16 protein-coding genes are annotated in these 17,120 nt (G+C 42.9%); 4 read left to right on the top strand and 12 right to left on the bottom strand.

The features are described 5' to 3' along the window. Positions 1-42 precede the first annotated feature (42 nt). The 3 genes from msrA to BM008_RS14805 form a co-directional block, all read right to left on the bottom strand. On the bottom strand, positions 43-555 hold the full coding sequence (msrA, locus tag BM008_RS02050) for a peptide-methionine (S)-S-oxide reductase MsrA (RefSeq protein WP_091932484.1): 513 nt from the start codon (positions 553-555) through the stop codon (positions 43-45). 217 nt (positions 556-772) lie between these two features. Further along, positions 773-1,573: a DUF1638 domain-containing protein gene (locus BM008_RS02045; protein WP_091932472.1), complete on the bottom strand. Its 801-nt coding sequence runs from the start codon at positions 1,571-1,573 to the stop codon at positions 773-775. A gap of 22 nt (positions 1,574-1,595) precedes the next feature. Continuing rightward, positions 1,596-1,769: a DUF8147 domain-containing protein gene (locus BM008_RS14805; protein ID WP_177187925.1), complete on the bottom strand. Its 174-nt coding sequence runs from the start codon at positions 1,767-1,769 to the stop codon at positions 1,596-1,598. A gap of 120 nt (positions 1,770-1,889) precedes the next feature. Between BM008_RS14805 and BM008_RS02040 the strand changes: the two genes are divergently transcribed. Beyond that, a complete protein-coding gene (locus BM008_RS02040; RefSeq protein WP_091932457.1) occupies positions 1,890-2,390 on the top strand; it encodes a GNAT family N-acetyltransferase in 501 nt (166 codons plus the stop codon). A gap of 66 nt (positions 2,391-2,456) precedes the next feature. On the opposite strand, the gene BM008_RS02035 is transcribed toward BM008_RS02040, so the two are convergent. The 4 genes from BM008_RS02035 to BM008_RS02020 all read right to left on the bottom strand — a co-directional run bounded on the left by BM008_RS02035 (position 2,457) and on the right by BM008_RS02020 (position 5,412). After that, positions 2,457-3,179, bottom strand: a complete 723-nt coding sequence (locus BM008_RS02035) for an amino acid ABC transporter ATP-binding protein (RefSeq protein ID WP_091932455.1) — start codon at positions 3,177-3,179, stop codon at positions 2,457-2,459. After that, entirely contained in the window at positions 3,166-3,825 is a 660-nt protein-coding gene (locus BM008_RS02030; protein WP_281246264.1) for an amino acid ABC transporter permease, read from the bottom strand. The genes BM008_RS02035 and BM008_RS02030 overlap by 14 nt, the downstream gene beginning before the upstream one ends. Before the next feature lie 198 nt (positions 3,826-4,023). Further along, positions 4,024-4,821 carry a basic amino acid ABC transporter substrate-binding protein gene (locus BM008_RS02025; protein WP_091932452.1) on the bottom strand — a complete coding sequence of 266 codons (798 nt, stop codon included), beginning with the start codon at positions 4,819-4,821 and terminating at the stop codon, positions 4,024-4,026. A 276-nt stretch (positions 4,822-5,097) separates the two neighbouring features. Beyond that, positions 5,098-5,412 (bottom strand): hypothetical protein, encoded by a 315-nt coding sequence (locus BM008_RS02020; RefSeq protein WP_091932450.1) that lies wholly within the window; start codon positions 5,410-5,412, stop codon positions 5,098-5,100. Positions 5,413-5,614: 202 nt separating this feature from the next. On the opposite strand from BM008_RS02020, the gene BM008_RS02015 reads away from it, so the two are divergent. After that, positions 5,615-6,040 (top strand): GNAT family N-acetyltransferase, encoded by a 426-nt coding sequence (locus BM008_RS02015; RefSeq protein WP_143072242.1) that lies wholly within the window; start codon positions 5,615-5,617, stop codon positions 6,038-6,040. A 36-nt stretch (positions 6,041-6,076) separates the two neighbouring features. On the opposite strand, the gene BM008_RS02010 is transcribed toward BM008_RS02015, so the two are convergent. Continuing rightward, positions 6,077-6,619 carry a pyruvoyl-dependent arginine decarboxylase gene (locus tag BM008_RS02010; RefSeq protein ID WP_091932445.1) on the bottom strand — a complete coding sequence of 181 codons (543 nt, stop codon included), beginning with the start codon at positions 6,617-6,619 and terminating at the stop codon, positions 6,077-6,079. Between the two features lie 237 nt (positions 6,620-6,856). On the opposite strand from BM008_RS02010, the gene BM008_RS02005 reads away from it, so the two are divergent. Next, positions 6,857-9,661 (top strand): DEAD/DEAH box helicase, encoded by a 2,805-nt coding sequence (locus BM008_RS02005; RefSeq protein ID WP_091932444.1) that lies wholly within the window; start codon positions 6,857-6,859, stop codon positions 9,659-9,661. A gap of 6 nt (positions 9,662-9,667) precedes the next feature. Here BM008_RS02005 and BM008_RS02000 read toward each other — a convergent pair whose 3' ends face one another. Together BM008_RS02000 and BM008_RS01995 are read right to left on the bottom strand one after the other, a co-directional pair. Further along, complete coding sequence (locus BM008_RS02000; protein WP_091932443.1) at positions 9,668-10,105, bottom strand: hypothetical protein; 438 nt, start codon at positions 10,103-10,105, stop codon at positions 9,668-9,670. 169 nt (positions 10,106-10,274) lie between these two features. After that, entirely contained in the window at positions 10,275-10,700 is a 426-nt protein-coding gene (locus BM008_RS01995; protein ID WP_177187924.1) for an FKBP-type peptidyl-prolyl cis-trans isomerase, read from the bottom strand. Positions 10,701-10,877: 177 nt separating this feature from the next. Here BM008_RS01995 and BM008_RS01990 point away from each other — a divergent pair, with 177 nt between their 5' ends. After that, positions 10,878-11,534, top strand: coding sequence for a LysE family transporter (locus tag BM008_RS01990; RefSeq protein WP_091932442.1), 657 nt, complete (start codon positions 10,878-10,880; stop codon positions 11,532-11,534). 85 nt (positions 11,535-11,619) lie between these two features. Here the strand turns inward: BM008_RS01990 and BM008_RS01985 are convergent, their stop codons facing one another. Both BM008_RS01985 and BM008_RS01980 read right to left on the bottom strand, forming a co-directional pair. Further along, positions 11,620-14,448: a M1 family metallopeptidase gene (locus BM008_RS01985; protein WP_091932441.1), complete on the bottom strand. Its 2,829-nt coding sequence runs from the start codon at positions 14,446-14,448 to the stop codon at positions 11,620-11,622. Positions 14,449-14,569: 121 nt separating this feature from the next. Continuing rightward, the gene (locus tag BM008_RS01980) at positions 14,570-16,933 is read right to left on the bottom strand and encodes a nitric oxide reductase activation protein NorD (RefSeq protein WP_091932440.1); all 2,364 of its coding nucleotides are present in this window, start codon (positions 16,931-16,933) and stop codon (positions 14,570-14,572) included. Positions 16,934-17,120 lie beyond the last annotated feature (187 nt).

Here is a 17,120-nt window from a genome sequence, read left to right as displayed (position 1 = left end):
AAGTGGTATGGAAATAGAAATGGAAGTGTAGAGACCTTGCGGTCAATACTTCATTATGCAGCCGCCTTCTGTACCCATCTTTTCAAAATACTGCTGATGATATTCCTCTGCACGATAGAATGGGCCTGCAGGTACTATCTCGGTAGTGATCTCATTATCGAATTTGCCTGATCTTTGAAGGTCCATTTTGGAAGCTATAGCCGCATGTTGCTGATCAGCATTATGATAGAATATAGCAGAACGATATTGTGTTCCTACGTCCGGCCCCTGTCTGTTAAGGGTGGTAGGATCGTGTAATGCCCAAAAAAGCTCCAGCAGTTTGTGATATGGGACTATATTCGGATCGAATATCAGTTCCACTGCCTCTGCATGTCCGGTGGTCCCGGTACACACCTCTTTATAGCTAGGATTCACCGTTGTCCCACCGGTATATCCCACCTGAGTGTGATCTATACCTTTTACTTTTCTGAAAACCGATTCGACTCCCCAAAAGCAACCTGCAGCGAATGTTGCTATTTCGTATCCTTTGCTAAGTAATTCTTCCCTTGTCCCCATTACCATCACCTAGAACGATCATATACTTTCTATTCAGAACATTGTGATATTTGAAAAATAGTAAAATACATATTTCTCCTGACATCTTCCAAATAATATGAAAAACTCTCCTGTTTAAAATGTCAGGTTACATGAAGTATAAACTTTTCTTTAACGTATTCAGAAATATATGTTACTAAAATTGGTAAAAGTGTTTGTTACATACACATGAGAACAACTACTTGCAACCAATTATATCGTGCTTGATATCCTCGTAGCATTTTTCAAAAAGATCCTGTCCGCCCTCTAGCTCCAGCACCTCAAAATCAAATATCTCTGCGAACTCATCTACCTTCTCATCGAAATTGTCAGTATATGTCAGACCAGTACGGATCTTGGCAACCCGCTTGTAGCCTGTCATCTCATTGACCTTCCTGAGCATCTTTATTGTCTTCTCAGGTTTTACCGGATCGACCCTCATGATCTCCCGCCAGGCATGGGCATACATAGGTGTGAAAAGGAAGGTACCATGTTCACTGAGGTTTTTTAGAGTAGCAAGGTATTCACCACAACCTCCAAGGGTCGCACCTATACAATCATCAACTACCCTTGTATCATCCCTGAGGATCCTCACAGGACATGTGTCTTCAAGGTGAGAGAAATCAATATCCAGCTTATCGAAAACGTTCCCACACAGTCCATAGAAGAGAAGGATCCCACTGGAACACTGTCCTAACTCATCTATTAACTTGTAGACCTCTGTTTTGAGGATCTTTGGGAACTCGTGTAATGCAAGTTCTACCATGTATATCATTACAGAATACTTTTCAGGATCGTTCCTGTAGGTTTCCGTATCTGACCGAAGTTTTGCAGGGGACAACAAGAGATGGTCCAGGCCAGCCATGCGAAGCTTTGAAACCAGGTCATCTTCCTGTCCATTACCAACAACAAGGATCTCATCCACCAGATGATCATTTTTCAGAATGTGTACCACTTCGTCCTGAAGGATCTTGCATGATAGGATAGTTAGTAATGGCATATTTCTAACTTCTCATTATTAGTTATTGACCCTTTTGCCTGAAAAGATAAACAAAGGTCAATACAGAAGCAATTATCCCGGAAGGTATCCCTACGAACAGGGAGAAATAAATGGTGTCCTGCAATGCCTGGGTAACAAGTATTGTCACCAATATGAGAACAACAAGAGATATGATAGCTATCTTTGAAACATGCATCTACATTCACCTTTTGTCTGAACGGCTTTATCGGTTTGATAGAAATAGTAGTACCCTAATAGAATGAGAAATTAACGCTGCCAGAGCAAATCATTAGTTACAATGACCAGAGGTGTGATAATGGAAAATGGATCACAGAAAAATGAGATAATTGTAAGACATACAGGTGAACAGGACATTCCACTTATCATGGATCTTGTACGTTCACTGGCTGAATTCGAAGGTCTTGCCGACCATGTGCTTTCAACTGAGGAAACACTCAGAGAAGCTCTCTTCGGCGAAAGGACATACGCAGAGGCGATAGTGGCCGAGGTCAACGGAAAGCCTGCAGGTTTTATTATGTTCTTCCATAACTTCTCCTCATTTGTGGGCAAGCCGGGATTATACATTGAAGATATATTCGTACATTCTGAGTTCCGTGGTATGGGCGTAGGAAAAGCACTAATGGTACGCTGCGGACAGATCGCACAGGAACGTGATTGTGGCAGAATGGAATGGAGCGTACTTGACTGGAACCCGGCAAGGAAATTCTATGAGCACTTTGGAGGAGAGCTCCAGAAAGAGTGGCTCATATACAGACTGGATAAGAATGGAATAAAGGAGCTTGCTGAAAAGAAATAGATCATGAAAAGGATGAAAGTAATGATACTATCATCCTGCTAATACTTCTATTTGTATATCCAGATATCAAAGTATCTTGCCAAGGAATGATCTTGTTCTCTCATGCTTTGCATTTGAGAATATATCATCAGGTGTTCCCTGCTCTATAATGATACCATCATCCATGAAGAGAACCCTGTCAGCAACTTCCCTGGCAAATCCCATCTCGTGAGTGACAACGACCATTGTCATGCCTGCCATGGCCAGGTCCTTCATGACCCCTAATACCTCACCCACCATCTCCGGGTCAAGTGCAGATGTAGGTTCGTCAAAGAGCATGACCTTTGGACGCATTGCAAGTGCCCTTGCTATGGCAACTCTTTGTTTCTGTCCTCCTGAGAGCGATGAAGGATATACATGTGCTTTATCTGCCAGGCCTACCTTATCGAGCAATTCAAGGGCACGCTCTTCAGCTTCTTCCTTTGAGAGCTTCCGGACCTTCATCGGTGCCAGAGCTACGTTCTGTAATGTCGTCTTGTGAGGGAAGAGATTGAAGTGCTGGAAGACCATACCTGCTTCTTCACGGATCTTATTGAGATCAATATTTTTGTCAGTTATCGTTTCACCATCAATGGTGATCTCTCCTGAGCTAGGCATTTCCAGAAGGTTGATACACCTGAGAAAAGTACTTTTACCCGAGCCAGAAGGACCAATGACACAGACCACTTCACTTTCTTTTATGTCTATAGAGATGCCTTTAAGCACCTCCAGTTCCCCGAATCTCTTATAAAGTCCTTTAACTCCTATCACTTACACCAAGCCTCCTTTCTGAATAGGACACTATCCTTGAGATCACAATGGTCAGTATCAGGTACATAAGTGCCACAGCTATATACACCGGAAAAGCTGCAAATGTTCTTGAGATGTATAACTGCCCGGTCTTGAGCAATTCATGGACACCAATTACAGCAAGCAGTGATGAGTCTTTCAAAAGAGCTATGAACTCATTTCCAAGAGGAGGTATTATTCTCCTGAATGCCTGCGGAAGGATGATCTCTTTCATTGCCATCCTTTCATTCATACCCAGTGAACGTGCTGCCTCCATCTGCCCTTTATCGATGGATTGGATACCTGCACGAACGATCTCAGCAATATATGCCCCGCTGTTGATACTACAGACAATGATACCTGCAAGTATAGGATCGATATTGAATGAGTTACCGGTAACATTGGAATATAACCCCGGAATACCATAGTAGAAAAGCAATATCTGTACAAGCAGAGGAGTGCCACGTATAAAATCGATGTAAACGATACTAGGATACCTGAAAAATCGTTTTTTTGATAATTTGCCAAGACCTGATACAGTCCCAAGGATCATTCCGAACAACAGAGAGAAAGATGTGATCTCTATTGTGATCATTGACCCTGTGACAAGGTCAGGAAGGACTTTTATTATGTGTTCCAGATAAGTTGATAAAAGGGACAGGGCAATACCTCCTTTTTTTGCTATGGACTGCCATTACAAGACAATAAACAGCCATACGTGATGAACATATAAATGTAACGATATGAGAACGGGAATTCCCTTTTGTTAACTAACTAATAAAAAAGAAAGGATATGCAGGTGACCTGCATATTCATTCGGAATATCTTAGAAATACTTCTCCATGATCTCATCGTATGTACCATCTGCCTGAACGTTGGCAAGACCTGCGTTGAGCTTCTCAAGAAGTTCTGTGTTTCCGGTCTTTACAGCAAATCCATAGGATTCACTCTGTATCTGGTCATCGACTATCTTGATAACACCAGGGTTCTGGCTTATGTAGGCCTGGGTTACAGGAAGGTCATTTATCATGAAGTCTGCACGTCCGCTCTGGAGATTCAGTATGATATCATTGACATGTGCAAGATAGATGACATCCTCAATGACACCTTCGTCCTTAAGTTCATCAGCCTTCTGGGATCCTGTTGAACCCTGCTGAACTACAGCGACCTTTCCTTCAATGTCATCGACACTCTGTATCTCATCGTTGTCAACTGCTACTGCAAGAGCAAGACCTGCATTGATATATGGTTCACTGAAATCAACGGATTCCTCTCTCTCTTCAGTGATGGTCATTCCGGAAACGATCATGTCGATCTGTCCTGACTGGAGAGCAGGGATAAGTGCATCGAACTCAAGGTCCTTCCATTCGATCTCAAAGCCCTGATCCTCGGCGATCGCATTGATGAGATCTACATCAAAACCTATGATCTCATTACTGTTGTTCTCATCTGCATATTCGAATGGTGGGAAATAAGGCTCTGTACCTACGATATATACAGGTACTTCTTCCTCTGCCACATCATCTGCAGTACCGCTTCCTTCTGCGCTGTCAGCACATCCTGATACAGCAACAAGTCCGACCAATAATAGGCCTATCAATAAAATATTCAATGATCTTTTCATTTCTGATCCTACCTGAAATAATCTCTATATAGACTATAGACCAGTATGCATCAATTTGCAATCAATATAAGGATATCTATATGAAATTCTGAACACAGGATATAAAAACAGGGTCAGGAAAAACAGTTATGATGACAGAAAATTATTTTTTGCCAGATAAGATATATCAGACAATTAGAAAAGTAGAAAGATACGTGTGACAGGTCATACATACTGGCAATCCCCGAACCTGTGTCCGGAAGGAATGCCAGAGTATGGATATGTAGTTAAAAGAAATTATTCGGTTGCTGTCTCGTCTGCAACTTCCTCGGTTGTCTCTTCTGCGACAACTTCTTCAGTTGCTGTTTCTTCTGCAGCTTCCTCGGTTGTCTCTTCTGTGACAACTTCTTCAGTTGCTGTCTCGTTTGCATCTGCTGCTGCTACATCTTCTTCAGCTGCTGCATCTTCTGCTGCTGTTTCCTCAGTAACTTCTTCTGCTACTTCTTCTGTGTGTTCTTCTGCAGCTGTTTCTTCAGCTGTGTCTGCACATCCTGATACGGCTACGAGTCCGATCATCAGGAAAACCATGAGTAAGCTTAAAAATTTCTTCATGTTAGATCTCCAATCACTACATTGCTATATAGTCTATAGTATACTATAGACGGCTATCGATAAACGGTAAGTTACTTAAATATTTCGATTATGATGCTTCTTGTTAGCATATTTTAAAAAAAATAATATCAGGAAAGCAAATGGAAGTAACAGTTAATAATGATACATTATTGTGATAAGGAAAACAAAAAGCGACATCAACATGCAAATAAAATGGACAAACAGACATGATAACTTTATTGATGCCTACATGGTTCGAAGGGAAGTATTTGTAGTAGAGCAGAAAGTTCCCGAAGAGCTTGAGATAGACGAATATGACAATATAGCCCTGCATCTTGTTGTATATGATGACAGGACACCAGTTGCCACAGGCAGAATATTTGAAACTGGAAGCTCTTTTGTTATTGGAAGGATATGCGTTCTAAGAGAATATCGGAACATGGGACTTGGGAATCTGTTGATGGAAGAACTGATAGGAAAAGCTATTTCGATGGGAGCTACAGAGATCGTTCTTTCATCACAGACATATGCCACTGGCTTCTATGAGAAGTTCGGCTTTAAGGAATACGGAAATATCTACCTGGATGCAGGTATCGAACATATATCTATGAGAAAAAAAATCTTGTGATCCAGAAAAGAATGTGGAAAAAGGTTTCTGCCTTTTTCACTCAATGAAGACCATTGCTGCCACAACAGTGGTCCACTTGCCGTCCTTATCCCCATATGCTACCTGGCAGCAATGGGTCGTGTTTATTATGTGTCCACTTGCCTTGTAGACCTGCTCCCTCTCATGCCATGCAGAATCTGCATCGAACTCTATTCCAAGGGTTGTTGCAAGCATTGTTGCTGCAAGGTCTTCAGCATACTCACCTGCAATGAACTCATCCTCACCAAAAGTGTGATGCTCGGATATGTAACCATACTTACCCTCATTTACAGGAACTGCGGTTCCAACAGCAGCAGACACAAGTCTTTGTGGCTCATTTGTCTCATTACGTGCAAGAACACAATGAACGATCTCACCTGCAGGCAATTCATTTATCCCCTCTTCTCTGGTTATGAGTTTACAATTAGGTGGAAGGATACTGGAAACACTAACAAGATTATACTTCTCTATACGTGCCTCACGTAGTGCCAATTCAAAAGATGCTAATTTGTCCTTGTGTACACCAACACCTTTAGTCAAAAAACATTTTTTTGGAACCATTTTATCATCACTTTAATTACTATTCATACTGGACTCCATGAACATATCGTTTTCCATACTTCACGTAAGGTCCGATGATATGAGAATGAAAGGCAACACAGGAAATTGCATCTTATTATAATAAAGTTGTGCACCCGGGAATTCGGTATCAAGCACAGTGGAACTATAAAGAGGTCAGCTATTGGACTATAAGCTTTAAAGGATGAAATACCTAATAGCCAGCGGAGCCAGCCAAAAATGGATATTTCTCAGCTGATCGAAATGATCCGATCATCAAGACGATATGAAGGACAGATATCTCACATAGAGGACCTGCCGGGCAGAGAAGCAGAGTTCAGGGATGCCGAGATAAATCCTCTTATAAGATACGCATTGAGTGAGAACGGAATTGATAAACTCTATGCTCATCAGGCCGAAGCCGTGGAACTGGCAAGACAAAGGAAGAATATCGTACTTTCGACCAGCACTGCCAGCGGCAAATCCATGTGCTACATGCTCCCCATATTCGAGCGTCTTCTGGAAGAGCCACATGCAACAGCACTTTACATATCACCCCTGAACGCCCTTGTGAATGACCAGCTTGACACCTTCAGGAAGCTCAGTCATACAATGGGATTGAGTGTGAACATCGACCGATTCGTAGGTTCCATGACAAAGTCCGAGAAGGATACGGTCAAATATGGCAACACAAAGATCATCTTTACGAATCCCGAAATGCTGCATTTAAGTTTCCTGCAATGGAAACACCAATGGAAGTATTTCCTTTCCAATCTTAATTTCATTATCCTGGACGAGAGCCACTCATACAGTGGTGTCATGGGAAGCCACATGGGAAATCTCCTGAGAAGACTGAACCGTGTCTGCGAGCACTATGGGTCAAACCCACAGTACATATGCTGTACTGCAACCATTGGTAATCCGGTAGCTCACAGTTCTGCTCTTACCGGAAAGGACCTCACACTTATCGATAACGACAGTTCAGGCCAGGGACCACAGAAATTCATATTCTGGAACCCTCCCCTATATTCAAAGTCAAATAACTTCACCCGGAGAAAAGCAAGTTTCGGAGAGACTGTTGACCTTTTTACCACCTTCGTCCAGAGTGACCTCCAGACAATAGCCTTTGCACGTTCGAGGCAAAAGGTCGAGAGGATGTACGTCCAGGCAAAGAACACACTTGCAGAAAGGGGAGGGGAGGAAAGGATCAGCCCTTACAGAGGAGGTTACCACGGGGATGAACGTGAAACCATAGAAAAAGAGCTTGCACAAGGCAACATCGATGGTGTGATCTCCACAAATGCCCTGGAACTTGGGATCGATATTGGAGGACTTGATGCCTGTATTATGGATGGTTTCCCGGGAACGATCATGAGCGCCAGACAACAGGCAGGAAGAGCAGGTCGTGGAAGCAGGGAAAGTATAGTTGCACTTGTTGCCGATTCCAATGCTCTTGACCAATATTACATGAGAAATCCACAGGACTTCTTCAGAAGAAAATGTGAAGAAGCTGTTGTCAATGTCTCGAACCGTTACATACAGGCAGGCCATCTGTTATGTGCTGCAAAAGAACTTCCATTAAGAGCAAAGGACAGCGAATTTTTCGGTCCTGAGTTCGATACCATCGTGAAGGTGCTTGAGGAAGAGGATCTGCTGGAAGGAATAAATGAAAAGAGATCACTTGACCCGAACCCGCACATGAGATTATCCATACGCAGTATAGATAATAATAATTACACTATCATCGACAAGGCTACCAGAAAACCTCTGGAAAAGGATATTGAAAGACTGCGGGCATACAGGGAAGCATTCGAGGGTGCAGTATACATCAACAAAGGAACTCCTTACTGTGTCACAAAGCTGGATCACGGTAAGAAAGAGATACATGTGGAGAAGGCACAGGACGGGTATTACACAAGGTCCCTGGTGTCATCGGACATCGTCGTCAGGGAAGTTGTGGATACAAAGCCTCTTGGAACCTACCCTGATGTCAAGGTAGGATTTGGTGATGTTGATGTTACCCAGCAAGTTACCGGTTACAAGAAGTTCCAGCAACGAACAGATACAGAGCTTGGAAACCTGCCTCTGGATATGCCGGAGTTCAAACTTGAAACAGAAGCCCTCTGGCTTGAACTGCCCTTTAGTTTCACCGAATTGGTGAGCGAGTACGACCGCGATCTCGCAGGCGGTATACATGCCATTGAGCATGCCATGATAGCAATGTACCCACTTCATCTACTGGCCGACAGGAATGATGTTGGCGGTGTTTCCACACCAGAACATGCTGACCTCTCCCACAATACAGGCATATTCGTATATGACGGACATCCCGGAGGGGTCGGATATGCTGAAAGTGGGTATGAGAAGATAGTGGAGATGCTTGAAGTGACCCTGCGATCCATTGAGAGCTGCCCATGCTTAGATGGTTGTCCTTCATGTATCCAGTCACCAAAATGCGGTAACAATAATAGTCCTCTTGATAAGGATGCAGCGATAATGATACTCCGAAAGATGCTCAATAAGCCTGCATATATCCCTGAGAAGAGGAAAGTGGTCAGGAAAACTGAAAGGCCGGGTCAGAAAGAGACCGTCGAACCTGTACAGAGAAAACCTGAGGACAGGCCATTCGATCACAATGCTGCACTTAACAGAGCAAGAAGGAAGCTCAGGCAGCGTGACAGGAAAAGCGTATCAGAATGGATACAGGAAGGAGTTCAGGCAGGAAGAGAGAAGAACAGAGAGCTTGCCTACGAATGCTTCGAGGCTGCCCTCCAGCTTCAGCCTTCGAATGCCACTGCCCTTATGAACAAGGGTATAACCTGCCTCCATCTGGGACAGAACCAGATGGCTCTTACGTGTTTCAATAAACTGATAGGCATGGGATATGCAAAGAGTGTGGTCTGGAAACACAAAGGTATCGCCCTTCACCGGCTTGGTGACTTTAATGGTGCAGTTGAGATGTTCGATAAGGCATTGACAGAGAAGCCCGATGATGCTAAACTGCAGGAATTAAGGAAGAAGTCATTTGAAAAGATGGGGCAATGATCCGTTTCAACCTTTGGCCTTTTCGATATATTTGATCAGGTCGTGTAGTGGTTTTGTGCCACCGGATATTAAGAAACCTGTTACAATAGAGTCTATTACCGGAAGGACAGTTACACCCAGCATTTCCAGGAATCGCAGCTGCAGTACAAATGCCAGAAATATTCCCAGGAACGAGGTCAGAACAAATACACCAAGGACCATCCGATTATCCCTTTGATTCTTGTATTTCAACAGAGTATGGAACTTATCGTATAGCCTTTTCTCTTCTTCTTTCCCGATGTCACTATCCAGCTTTGCTTTTATTCTATCTATTTGAAAAGAAGTGATCTCAATGTCAGCCTTCGTATCATCATATGGCCCTATCGACTTAATTATAGAATCAGTGATCCGTTCAATTACCTGGGCAGCTACATAGAATATTGCAAAGACATCTATTACTGACATTCTCACACCTTGGATAGAAGAATAAATGTGGATCGAGTGAAATGAATAACTGTGGTCCCTGATAAAGGGCAATGTATCATCAATTAAAATAAAACCATATATTATATATCGATTTCCAGAAAGTAATATAAAAAAAGATCTGAACTCAGGATGAGCTCAAAAGGAAAGCTTATGCTTCAACTACCTTGATGCTGAATGTAAGTGCCTTGCCTGCAAGTGGATGGTTCATGTCAAGGGTTATGGTCTCATCGGTCAGCTCTGAGATCCTTGCTGGCATCTGCTGGCCATCAGCTGTACCTACCATGATCATCATTCCTGCACATATCTCTGACTCAGACTGGAGCATCGACCTTGGCACGGTCTGTGTAAGAGCAGGGTCTGCTTCACCATAAGCTTCAGCAGCCTCAATTCTGAATGTCTTCTCTCCGCCTACTTCCATACCCTTTACAGCTTCATCAAAGCCTGGTATGACCTGACCTGCACCTACTGTGAACTCAAGAGGTTCGTCATGGTTCTCAGAACTATCAAAAACACTACCGTCATCAAGTGTGCCGGTATAGTCTATCTTTATCGTATCTCCATCTTGTATTGGCAAAATATCAACTCGGTTTATACAAAACAAGCTCTCACTCATTTTGGCTCAATGGAGGCAGGGACATTACTTAGGTGTTTTGGTAATATTATGAAATCAGAATGCTGAGACATTAACAGATATTACGCAGCAAATCTGTTAAATATATAGCCATTATTGTATATTTAATTCGGTTATCGGGTGATAGACATTATAGATCTGTTACAAGCTCTTGTTCTGGGAATCACAGTAGGCATATCCGCTGCCATTATTCCCGGACCTATGATGTTCGCGACCATTGGCATTTCCATGAAGAACGGATGGAGAACTGGTCCATGGGTATTTATCGGACATGCACTTGTGGAAACAGCTATTTTCCTGCTTATCCTGGCTGGTGCCACAGCTTTTCTTGGAGAGAGTGTAATGTCATACATATCCATAATGGGAGGAGCTATGATGATACTCTTCGCACTGGTCCTCATCAGTAGTGCAAAAAAGGTTTCCACAATGGACATTTCAGCATCTTCCGGTAAACAGGAACTCTCATCTAGTCCTGTATCTGCAGGGATAATAACCTCTGCTCTGAACCCTTCTCTTGTAATATGGTGGCTGACCGCAGGCAGTGCCATCATCCTTCAGGAATACCTGTTAGGTATCTCCGCAGTTATCGTGTTCATCCTTGGACACTGGCTGGCAGACCTTGGATTCCTTGTAGCGGTCTCATCTTCATTCTCAAGAGGAAAAGAACTGTTCTCACCAAGAACACATGAAAGGATACTCTACTTCTGCGGAGCTTTCATGGGAGTTTTCGGCCTGTGGTTCCTTCTTAATTATGATAATCTATCTGCATTCCTCTGAGCAACGCTTCATCATGAAGAAAGAACGGGCTTTACAGTAAATAATAGAAGAAAATGATAAAAGGACCTTGATAAGGCCTCTTATCTTAACCAAGGTCTATCTTTCCATTGACTGCTTCATATCTTCCCACGGCTTTCGGAGTGTTCAGAAGTATCTTCCTGATCCTGTTGTAGACACTTGGTGAACTGTCCTTATCGAGCTGCTCCAGAAAACGAGCCATCATTCCCACCAGAGGAATGTGATACTCTTCCTCCATCCTGTCGATATTAGCAAGGACATTGAGTATGCTTACAGCATTGTATTCATTGACCTTTGCCAGCCTGAGTACTATATCTTCAAGCAACTTCCTTCCCTCTTCGGTCTGAAGGGATCTCTTTCGGTTAAATGCAAAGCTTCCGTAAAGTGCTCTCTGATCATTTGCCTGCTCTATCCTGAAAGAACTGGAACTTCCAACTTTCCTTACCAGATCAAATACATCATCACTGCTGTTGCTTCCTACAACCCTCAGGAAAGCTTCCCAGCTTACCGGATCCTTCTGAGCTTCCTTCTGGAAGGCTTGCATCAACGAGATCCTGTCAGGTGCTGAACTGTTAAGATAATAACTGAAAGCACTTAATTTATCCGTAGCATTCTGAGCTGCCTCGAACTGTTCCTTTATCATCTGATGAACTGTGGAAGTATCAAGAGTGGAAAGGACAGAGAGAATTGTATTCTTTACCTGACGGTCCTTGATAGCAGTCACCTCTTCGTTCAGGTAATCCTGACCATCGTATTCCTTTTCGCTGTAAACCTTATATAGTGATATAAGAGAATCATCATGTCTGCTTGCTATTGCTTTGAGAAGTTTCTTCTTAACTTCATATAACAACTGGTAGCTGTGTGAAAGTCCCTCGTCCTCCACAGATTCGAAGATGGTCAGGAACTGAGCACCTGCTTCATTCATCAGGTCATTGTCCATGACGAACTCATAATACAGGTCTGTGAACTCTTTTGATGGAAGAGAATCACTGTTACTGATCAGCTCCATTTTTTCCATATCCACTATCCTGTAGAATGCAATGAACCGGTTTATCAGGTCTGAGTCCACTCTTGCCTGTAAGACCAGTTCCCCGATATCAACATCATGGACCACTTTTCCAAAGAAAGAATAGCCACGGTTCAGGGACAAGAATGCCGGTTTATCAACATCATTGATAACTATCGTCTTCTCCTTACCCTGCATAAGTTCCATAACTTCAGAAATGTCATTTCCTTCTTCATCAACAAGAGCTACACTGAATGGGAGATGCCAGAAAGAAGCACCTTCCGGGACTTCCTGTTCTAATAACAATGTGTAGGTCCTTTCATTCTCATCATAGGATGTTTTGACATGGACCACAGGGAACTGTGTCTGTTTCAGCCAGATATCTGCCATATCTTTGAACTTCTGACCCGAAACCTCTTCCATCGCTTCGATCCATTCCCAGCTTGAAGCATTTGAATGTTTATATCTGGAATGATAGACATCAAGAGCCTCGACAAATGTACTTTTTCCCATGAGTTTCTCTATCATCATTACAAACTCTGGAGCCTTTACATATGTCACAGCGCTGATGAGGTCATCAGGGTCATTGAACCCATCAGGGATGATCGGCATAGAAGCTGCTCCACGGTCAAGTGCAAAGGTTCCGGAACCTGGTGCCAGAAGGTCAAGGACTTCCTGAAGACGACTATAATCCTCACCGAAATGATATGCATGATACATCCTCTCTATATGGACAGTGACCGCTTCGTTGAGCCATATCTCAAAAGGACTTTTGCCGGTGACCTCAGAACCGTTCAGGTTATGGTAGAACTCATGCACCTTCACCCTCATGAGATACTCAAAAGCATTGTCGGTCATCTGAGGGAATGGCATTATACGATTGGTACTGATGGTGGTGTTCCCAACATTCTCCATGCCGCCGAAATTGGAGTTCTGCATGCCGATCTCCCTGTAAACGGTACCAGTATACCTGTATCCGGCCTGTATGGTCCTTACAACACTTTTCAGTTCCTCCCTTATCAGGTCCAGTTTGTCATTAGCAGCTTTGCCTTCATTTTTAAGAAGGTCTCTTCGTCTGACCATATCCATGAGCTGCTGGCGTATTTCCAGTTGTTCATATTGTCTGGGACCTGTGAAAAGATAGATCCACATTATGGAATCGTAAAGAATATCAAGAGACCTCTGAGCTATTATTGGGTCAGAGCCCGGTGGCACCAGCAATTCCAGATCAAAAGTGTATCCATCAGGATACTCGAACTCCTTCCTGAATGTCTCATAGGTACCAACACCAAGGAAGAACAGATATGTGGCCATTGGGGTTATCGAATTATCATAGACGATCATGTCCCTTCCATTCCCAACGGAGTGTCTTTCCTCTATGATGTCACCGTTGGTGATCATATTCGTATATCGCTCATCGGCAATGATGGTCGTCGTGTAGGTGCATTTAGCTGTCATGTCATCGATACATGGAACGATCCTCTGGAATCCCCATTGCTGACACTGTGTGATCTGCTGTGGCGGGGCACCTGCCGGGGTCTCATCATAGTATAGACCCTCCAGTATGTTCATTGTAGGTCTGCAGATGGTCTCGGTAGTGATCAGAACCTCGGTGTTCTCAGGTACTTTCTGGCCGAACTTTATCAGGAGGATATCGTCCTTTTCCCTGTATTCATGATCAATATCATACTCTTTGCAGGTCACTGACAGTATCTCAAGTTTCTTGCAATTCAGTTCCAGTTCATTGATGGGATCAGCAAGTGTTCTTAATTTGAGATCGGATCTTACCTTTGTATGGTCGTCAAAGATATCGAAAAGAAGGTCCATATGTACTACTTTGACAGTTAGTTCTCCAAAATCTTCCGGATAATATTTGTATATTCTTTCCATCGAATCCACTCTGATAAATAAGATATAATGATAGTATGGTCTTCTATAATCAAATGTAACTGATCAGACTTATTTTTATTCACAAGATGAACAGCAAAAGTAAAATCAGAACTATGCCTTTTCAGGTAGTTATTCTCTTATACAGAACCGGAAGTGTCTCCGGAAGCAAGCTGGCATCGTCTATTATCGTATAGCCTGCATCAGAGAATATATTATCAAGATATTTCCCCGGGTCAGGATCCACAGTTATGCAGAAGAGGTCAATTCCCTTTGCATTGCTTTCCATAATAGCTATTCTGGTATCTTCTTCAGCAATGCTTTCTTTGTATGCACTTTCTCCCCTGGAGATGTCGAAGGGTTCACCATCTGACAGCAGTATTATGATCTTTGTCCTGGTATTTATTTTGTCCAGCTTCCTGATCGAATGACGGATAGCAGGTCCAAGCCTTGTGTTGGATACCGGTTCAAGCACACTTATCCTGCGTGCGACATCGTCCGACAGATCCTCATCGAACTCCTTTATGACAAAGTACTCAACATCATCCCTGTCCTTACCTGAAAATGCGTAGATCGCATAGTTGTCACCAATACTTTCAAGGGCCTGTGTCATGATTATAAGAGAATCTTTTTCAACGTCCAGTATACTTTTTTCCTCATAGTTCACCATTTTATGGGTGGAATAGCTCACATCTACAAGGAAAAGAGTTGCAACATCCCTTTCATGCTTGTCCCATCTCATATAGAGACCATCATCGGGGTTTATACCACATTTTCTCTGGACCAGTGCATCAATGAAGGCATCGATATCCACCTCAGTTCCATCGATCTGTTCCTTCATCTTTCGGAATGCTTCAGGCTTCATTCTGTTGAATATCTGCCTTATCAGTGATATCTCATTTTTGTATTGTTCTGAAGCTTCTTTGTAGTAATCGCTGGACATACCCAGAGGTTCGACCTCGTTGACAGTGCACCAGTCCGCTTTATAGTCATTGATAACAGCATCCCATTCATCATACCTGTAAGTTCCAAGTATGTTCCAGTTCTTTTTTTCAGCATAAGTTGGCTGACCCCTGACCCTTTCTTCCGGAAATGGTTCTTTTTCCACTGTCATTTCCACTTTCATTTCCGGGATGAAATTCCTGATAATATTCTCATGTGACCGGGAGGAAAGAGGGTCTTTCATATCATATGCCCCAATGCTCACTCCACGATACTCAATGTTCTTCAGTACTTCATACTCCTTCTGACTCAAAGGACCCTCTTGTTCATCAAGGATCTGATATATCCTGAATGTCGCAGTAAGGGAATCGAGTATAGAAGAACCTTCTCTGAATATGCTTTCCGCCAGCATTGGCCTTATTGTATCCAGAAGAAGCCTTGTTCCATTGCTCTGATCATGGACAGGCGTATGTCCGATCGAAATCCAAAGAAGTGCTTCCATGAATTCTTCGAGCTTTCCGCCGGGAGCTGGTCTTGTCAAAAGCATCTGATACCTTATTATCTCAAGATCGGACCTGACCCCATGATAATGTTCCATTATCCGGTACTCGACCCTTGAATCTTCAAGAATACCAAGTATTGTTCCTGCAAGTGCCTGATTGGGAAAAAGAGCTATGATATCCGTAATTCCAATGGCACCATCCGCCTGCATTCCTGGCAGAGGGATCCTTTTCTTCATGGTCGAATATCTTCTTCTGATATCTGCCATCAGTTCTACTGCTCCCTCACGTTCCGGTTCATGTGAACTGAAACGGATGTGTCCGACCTCATGCATTATGCTCAACTTGTAGATCTTAAAATTATCTTCAAGATCACCATATCTCGTAATTCGAGGTGGAAGGTAGATAGTATTCCCTGCGATAACAGGGTTCATTGACCCAAGTTCATTATCTGCCCCTAAAGCCCTTTTTGAAAGAATGTTAAAATTGATACCTGATAGCCCAAGGGCATAATATTTGAGAACTTTTAAGATATCAGTGAGAGCTACAGATCCCTTGATGTTCTCAATGAATTCCAGTGAATTTTCAGACCTCAGGGAAAAATAAGGTATTCCTTGTGCTGGATCAGCTTCAAAGACAGCTATACCCTTCAAAGCCCACTCTTCAAGTTCACTGACGGTCAGATCCTTTAAAAGCGGAGCTGAAAAGGAAAAATACTTGATCGCCAGATCCTTATCCAGGTCAAATATCTTAATCCCGATACCTGCCCATTTCCTGATATCCTCAGGACCTGTGTTCTCTGCTGCTTCGGGAAGAGCCTCAAAGAAAAGTCCTGCAAGCATCCAGTCCTTATCAAGCAACATAGAGGCAGTCCCAGTAAGTTCACCATTATATGATGATCTGCTTTTCTTCAGAACGCTAAGAAAATTCCTGTGGTAATCCCTTCCAGGGAACCTCTTCTCTATAAGCAGAAGCAGGTCTTCTTCTGTAAGGGTTTTAGGTTCGTTGCTATCTTCCGGAAAGGTACTTTCAGTCCACTTATCCATCTGTTATCGAATTTATTGTTGCTTCCTTATAAGTACTATGCAGGAACAGGGAAATGTTCGGTTAGTGGTTAGCAAAATTGGTAGTTATGTGAGGGAAAGCACAGCTAAGGGTCTTAATTAACGATCTGCACAAAAAGAATTGGATAAATGACACAGACTTAAAAACGCATAGAATAATATGAAAATA

Source organism: Methanolobus profundi, assembly GCF_900114835.1.
GTDB lineage: Archaea > Halobacteriota > Methanosarcinia > Methanosarcinales > Methanosarcinaceae > Methanolobus > Methanolobus profundi.
The sequence above is the reverse complement of the archived record's forward strand: the minus strand, read 5'-3'. Positions and strand labels throughout refer to the sequence as shown.

Excerpts from the sequence above, each read along its gene's own strand:
- msrA (WP_091932484.1), bottom strand. The coding sequence starts at position 555 with ATGGGGACAAGGGAAGAATTACTTAGCAAAGGATACGAAATAGCAACA.
- BM008_RS02045 (WP_091932472.1), bottom strand. The coding sequence starts at position 1,573 with ATGCCATTACTAACTATCCTATCATGCAAGATCCTTCAGGACGAAGTG.
- BM008_RS14805 (WP_177187925.1), bottom strand. The coding sequence starts at position 1,769 with ATGCATGTTTCAAAGATAGCTATCATATCTCTTGTTGTTCTCATATTG.
- BM008_RS02040 (WP_091932457.1), top strand. The coding sequence starts at position 1,890 with ATGGAAAATGGATCACAGAAAAATGAGATAATTGTAAGACATACAGGT.
- BM008_RS02025 (WP_091932452.1), bottom strand. The coding sequence starts at position 4,821 with ATGAAAAGATCATTGAATATTTTATTGATAGGCCTATTATTGGTCGGA.
- BM008_RS02020 (WP_091932450.1), bottom strand. The coding sequence starts at position 5,412 with ATGAAGAAATTTTTAAGCTTACTCATGGTTTTCCTGATGATCGGACTC.
- BM008_RS02015 (WP_143072242.1), top strand. The coding sequence starts at position 5,615 with ATGCAAATAAAATGGACAAACAGACATGATAACTTTATTGATGCCTAC.
- BM008_RS02010 (WP_091932445.1), bottom strand. The coding sequence starts at position 6,619 with ATGGTTCCAAAAAAATGTTTTTTGACTAAAGGTGTTGGTGTACACAAG.
- BM008_RS02005 (WP_091932444.1), top strand. The coding sequence starts at position 6,857 with ATGGATATTTCTCAGCTGATCGAAATGATCCGATCATCAAGACGATAT.
- BM008_RS02000 (WP_091932443.1), bottom strand. The coding sequence starts at position 10,105 with ATGTCAGTAATAGATGTCTTTGCAATATTCTATGTAGCTGCCCAGGTA.
- BM008_RS01985 (WP_091932441.1), bottom strand. The coding sequence starts at position 14,448 with ATGGAAAGAATATACAAATATTATCCGGAAGATTTTGGAGAACTAACT.
- BM008_RS01980 (WP_091932440.1), bottom strand. The coding sequence starts at position 16,933 with ATGGATAAGTGGACTGAAAGTACCTTTCCGGAAGATAGCAACGAACCT.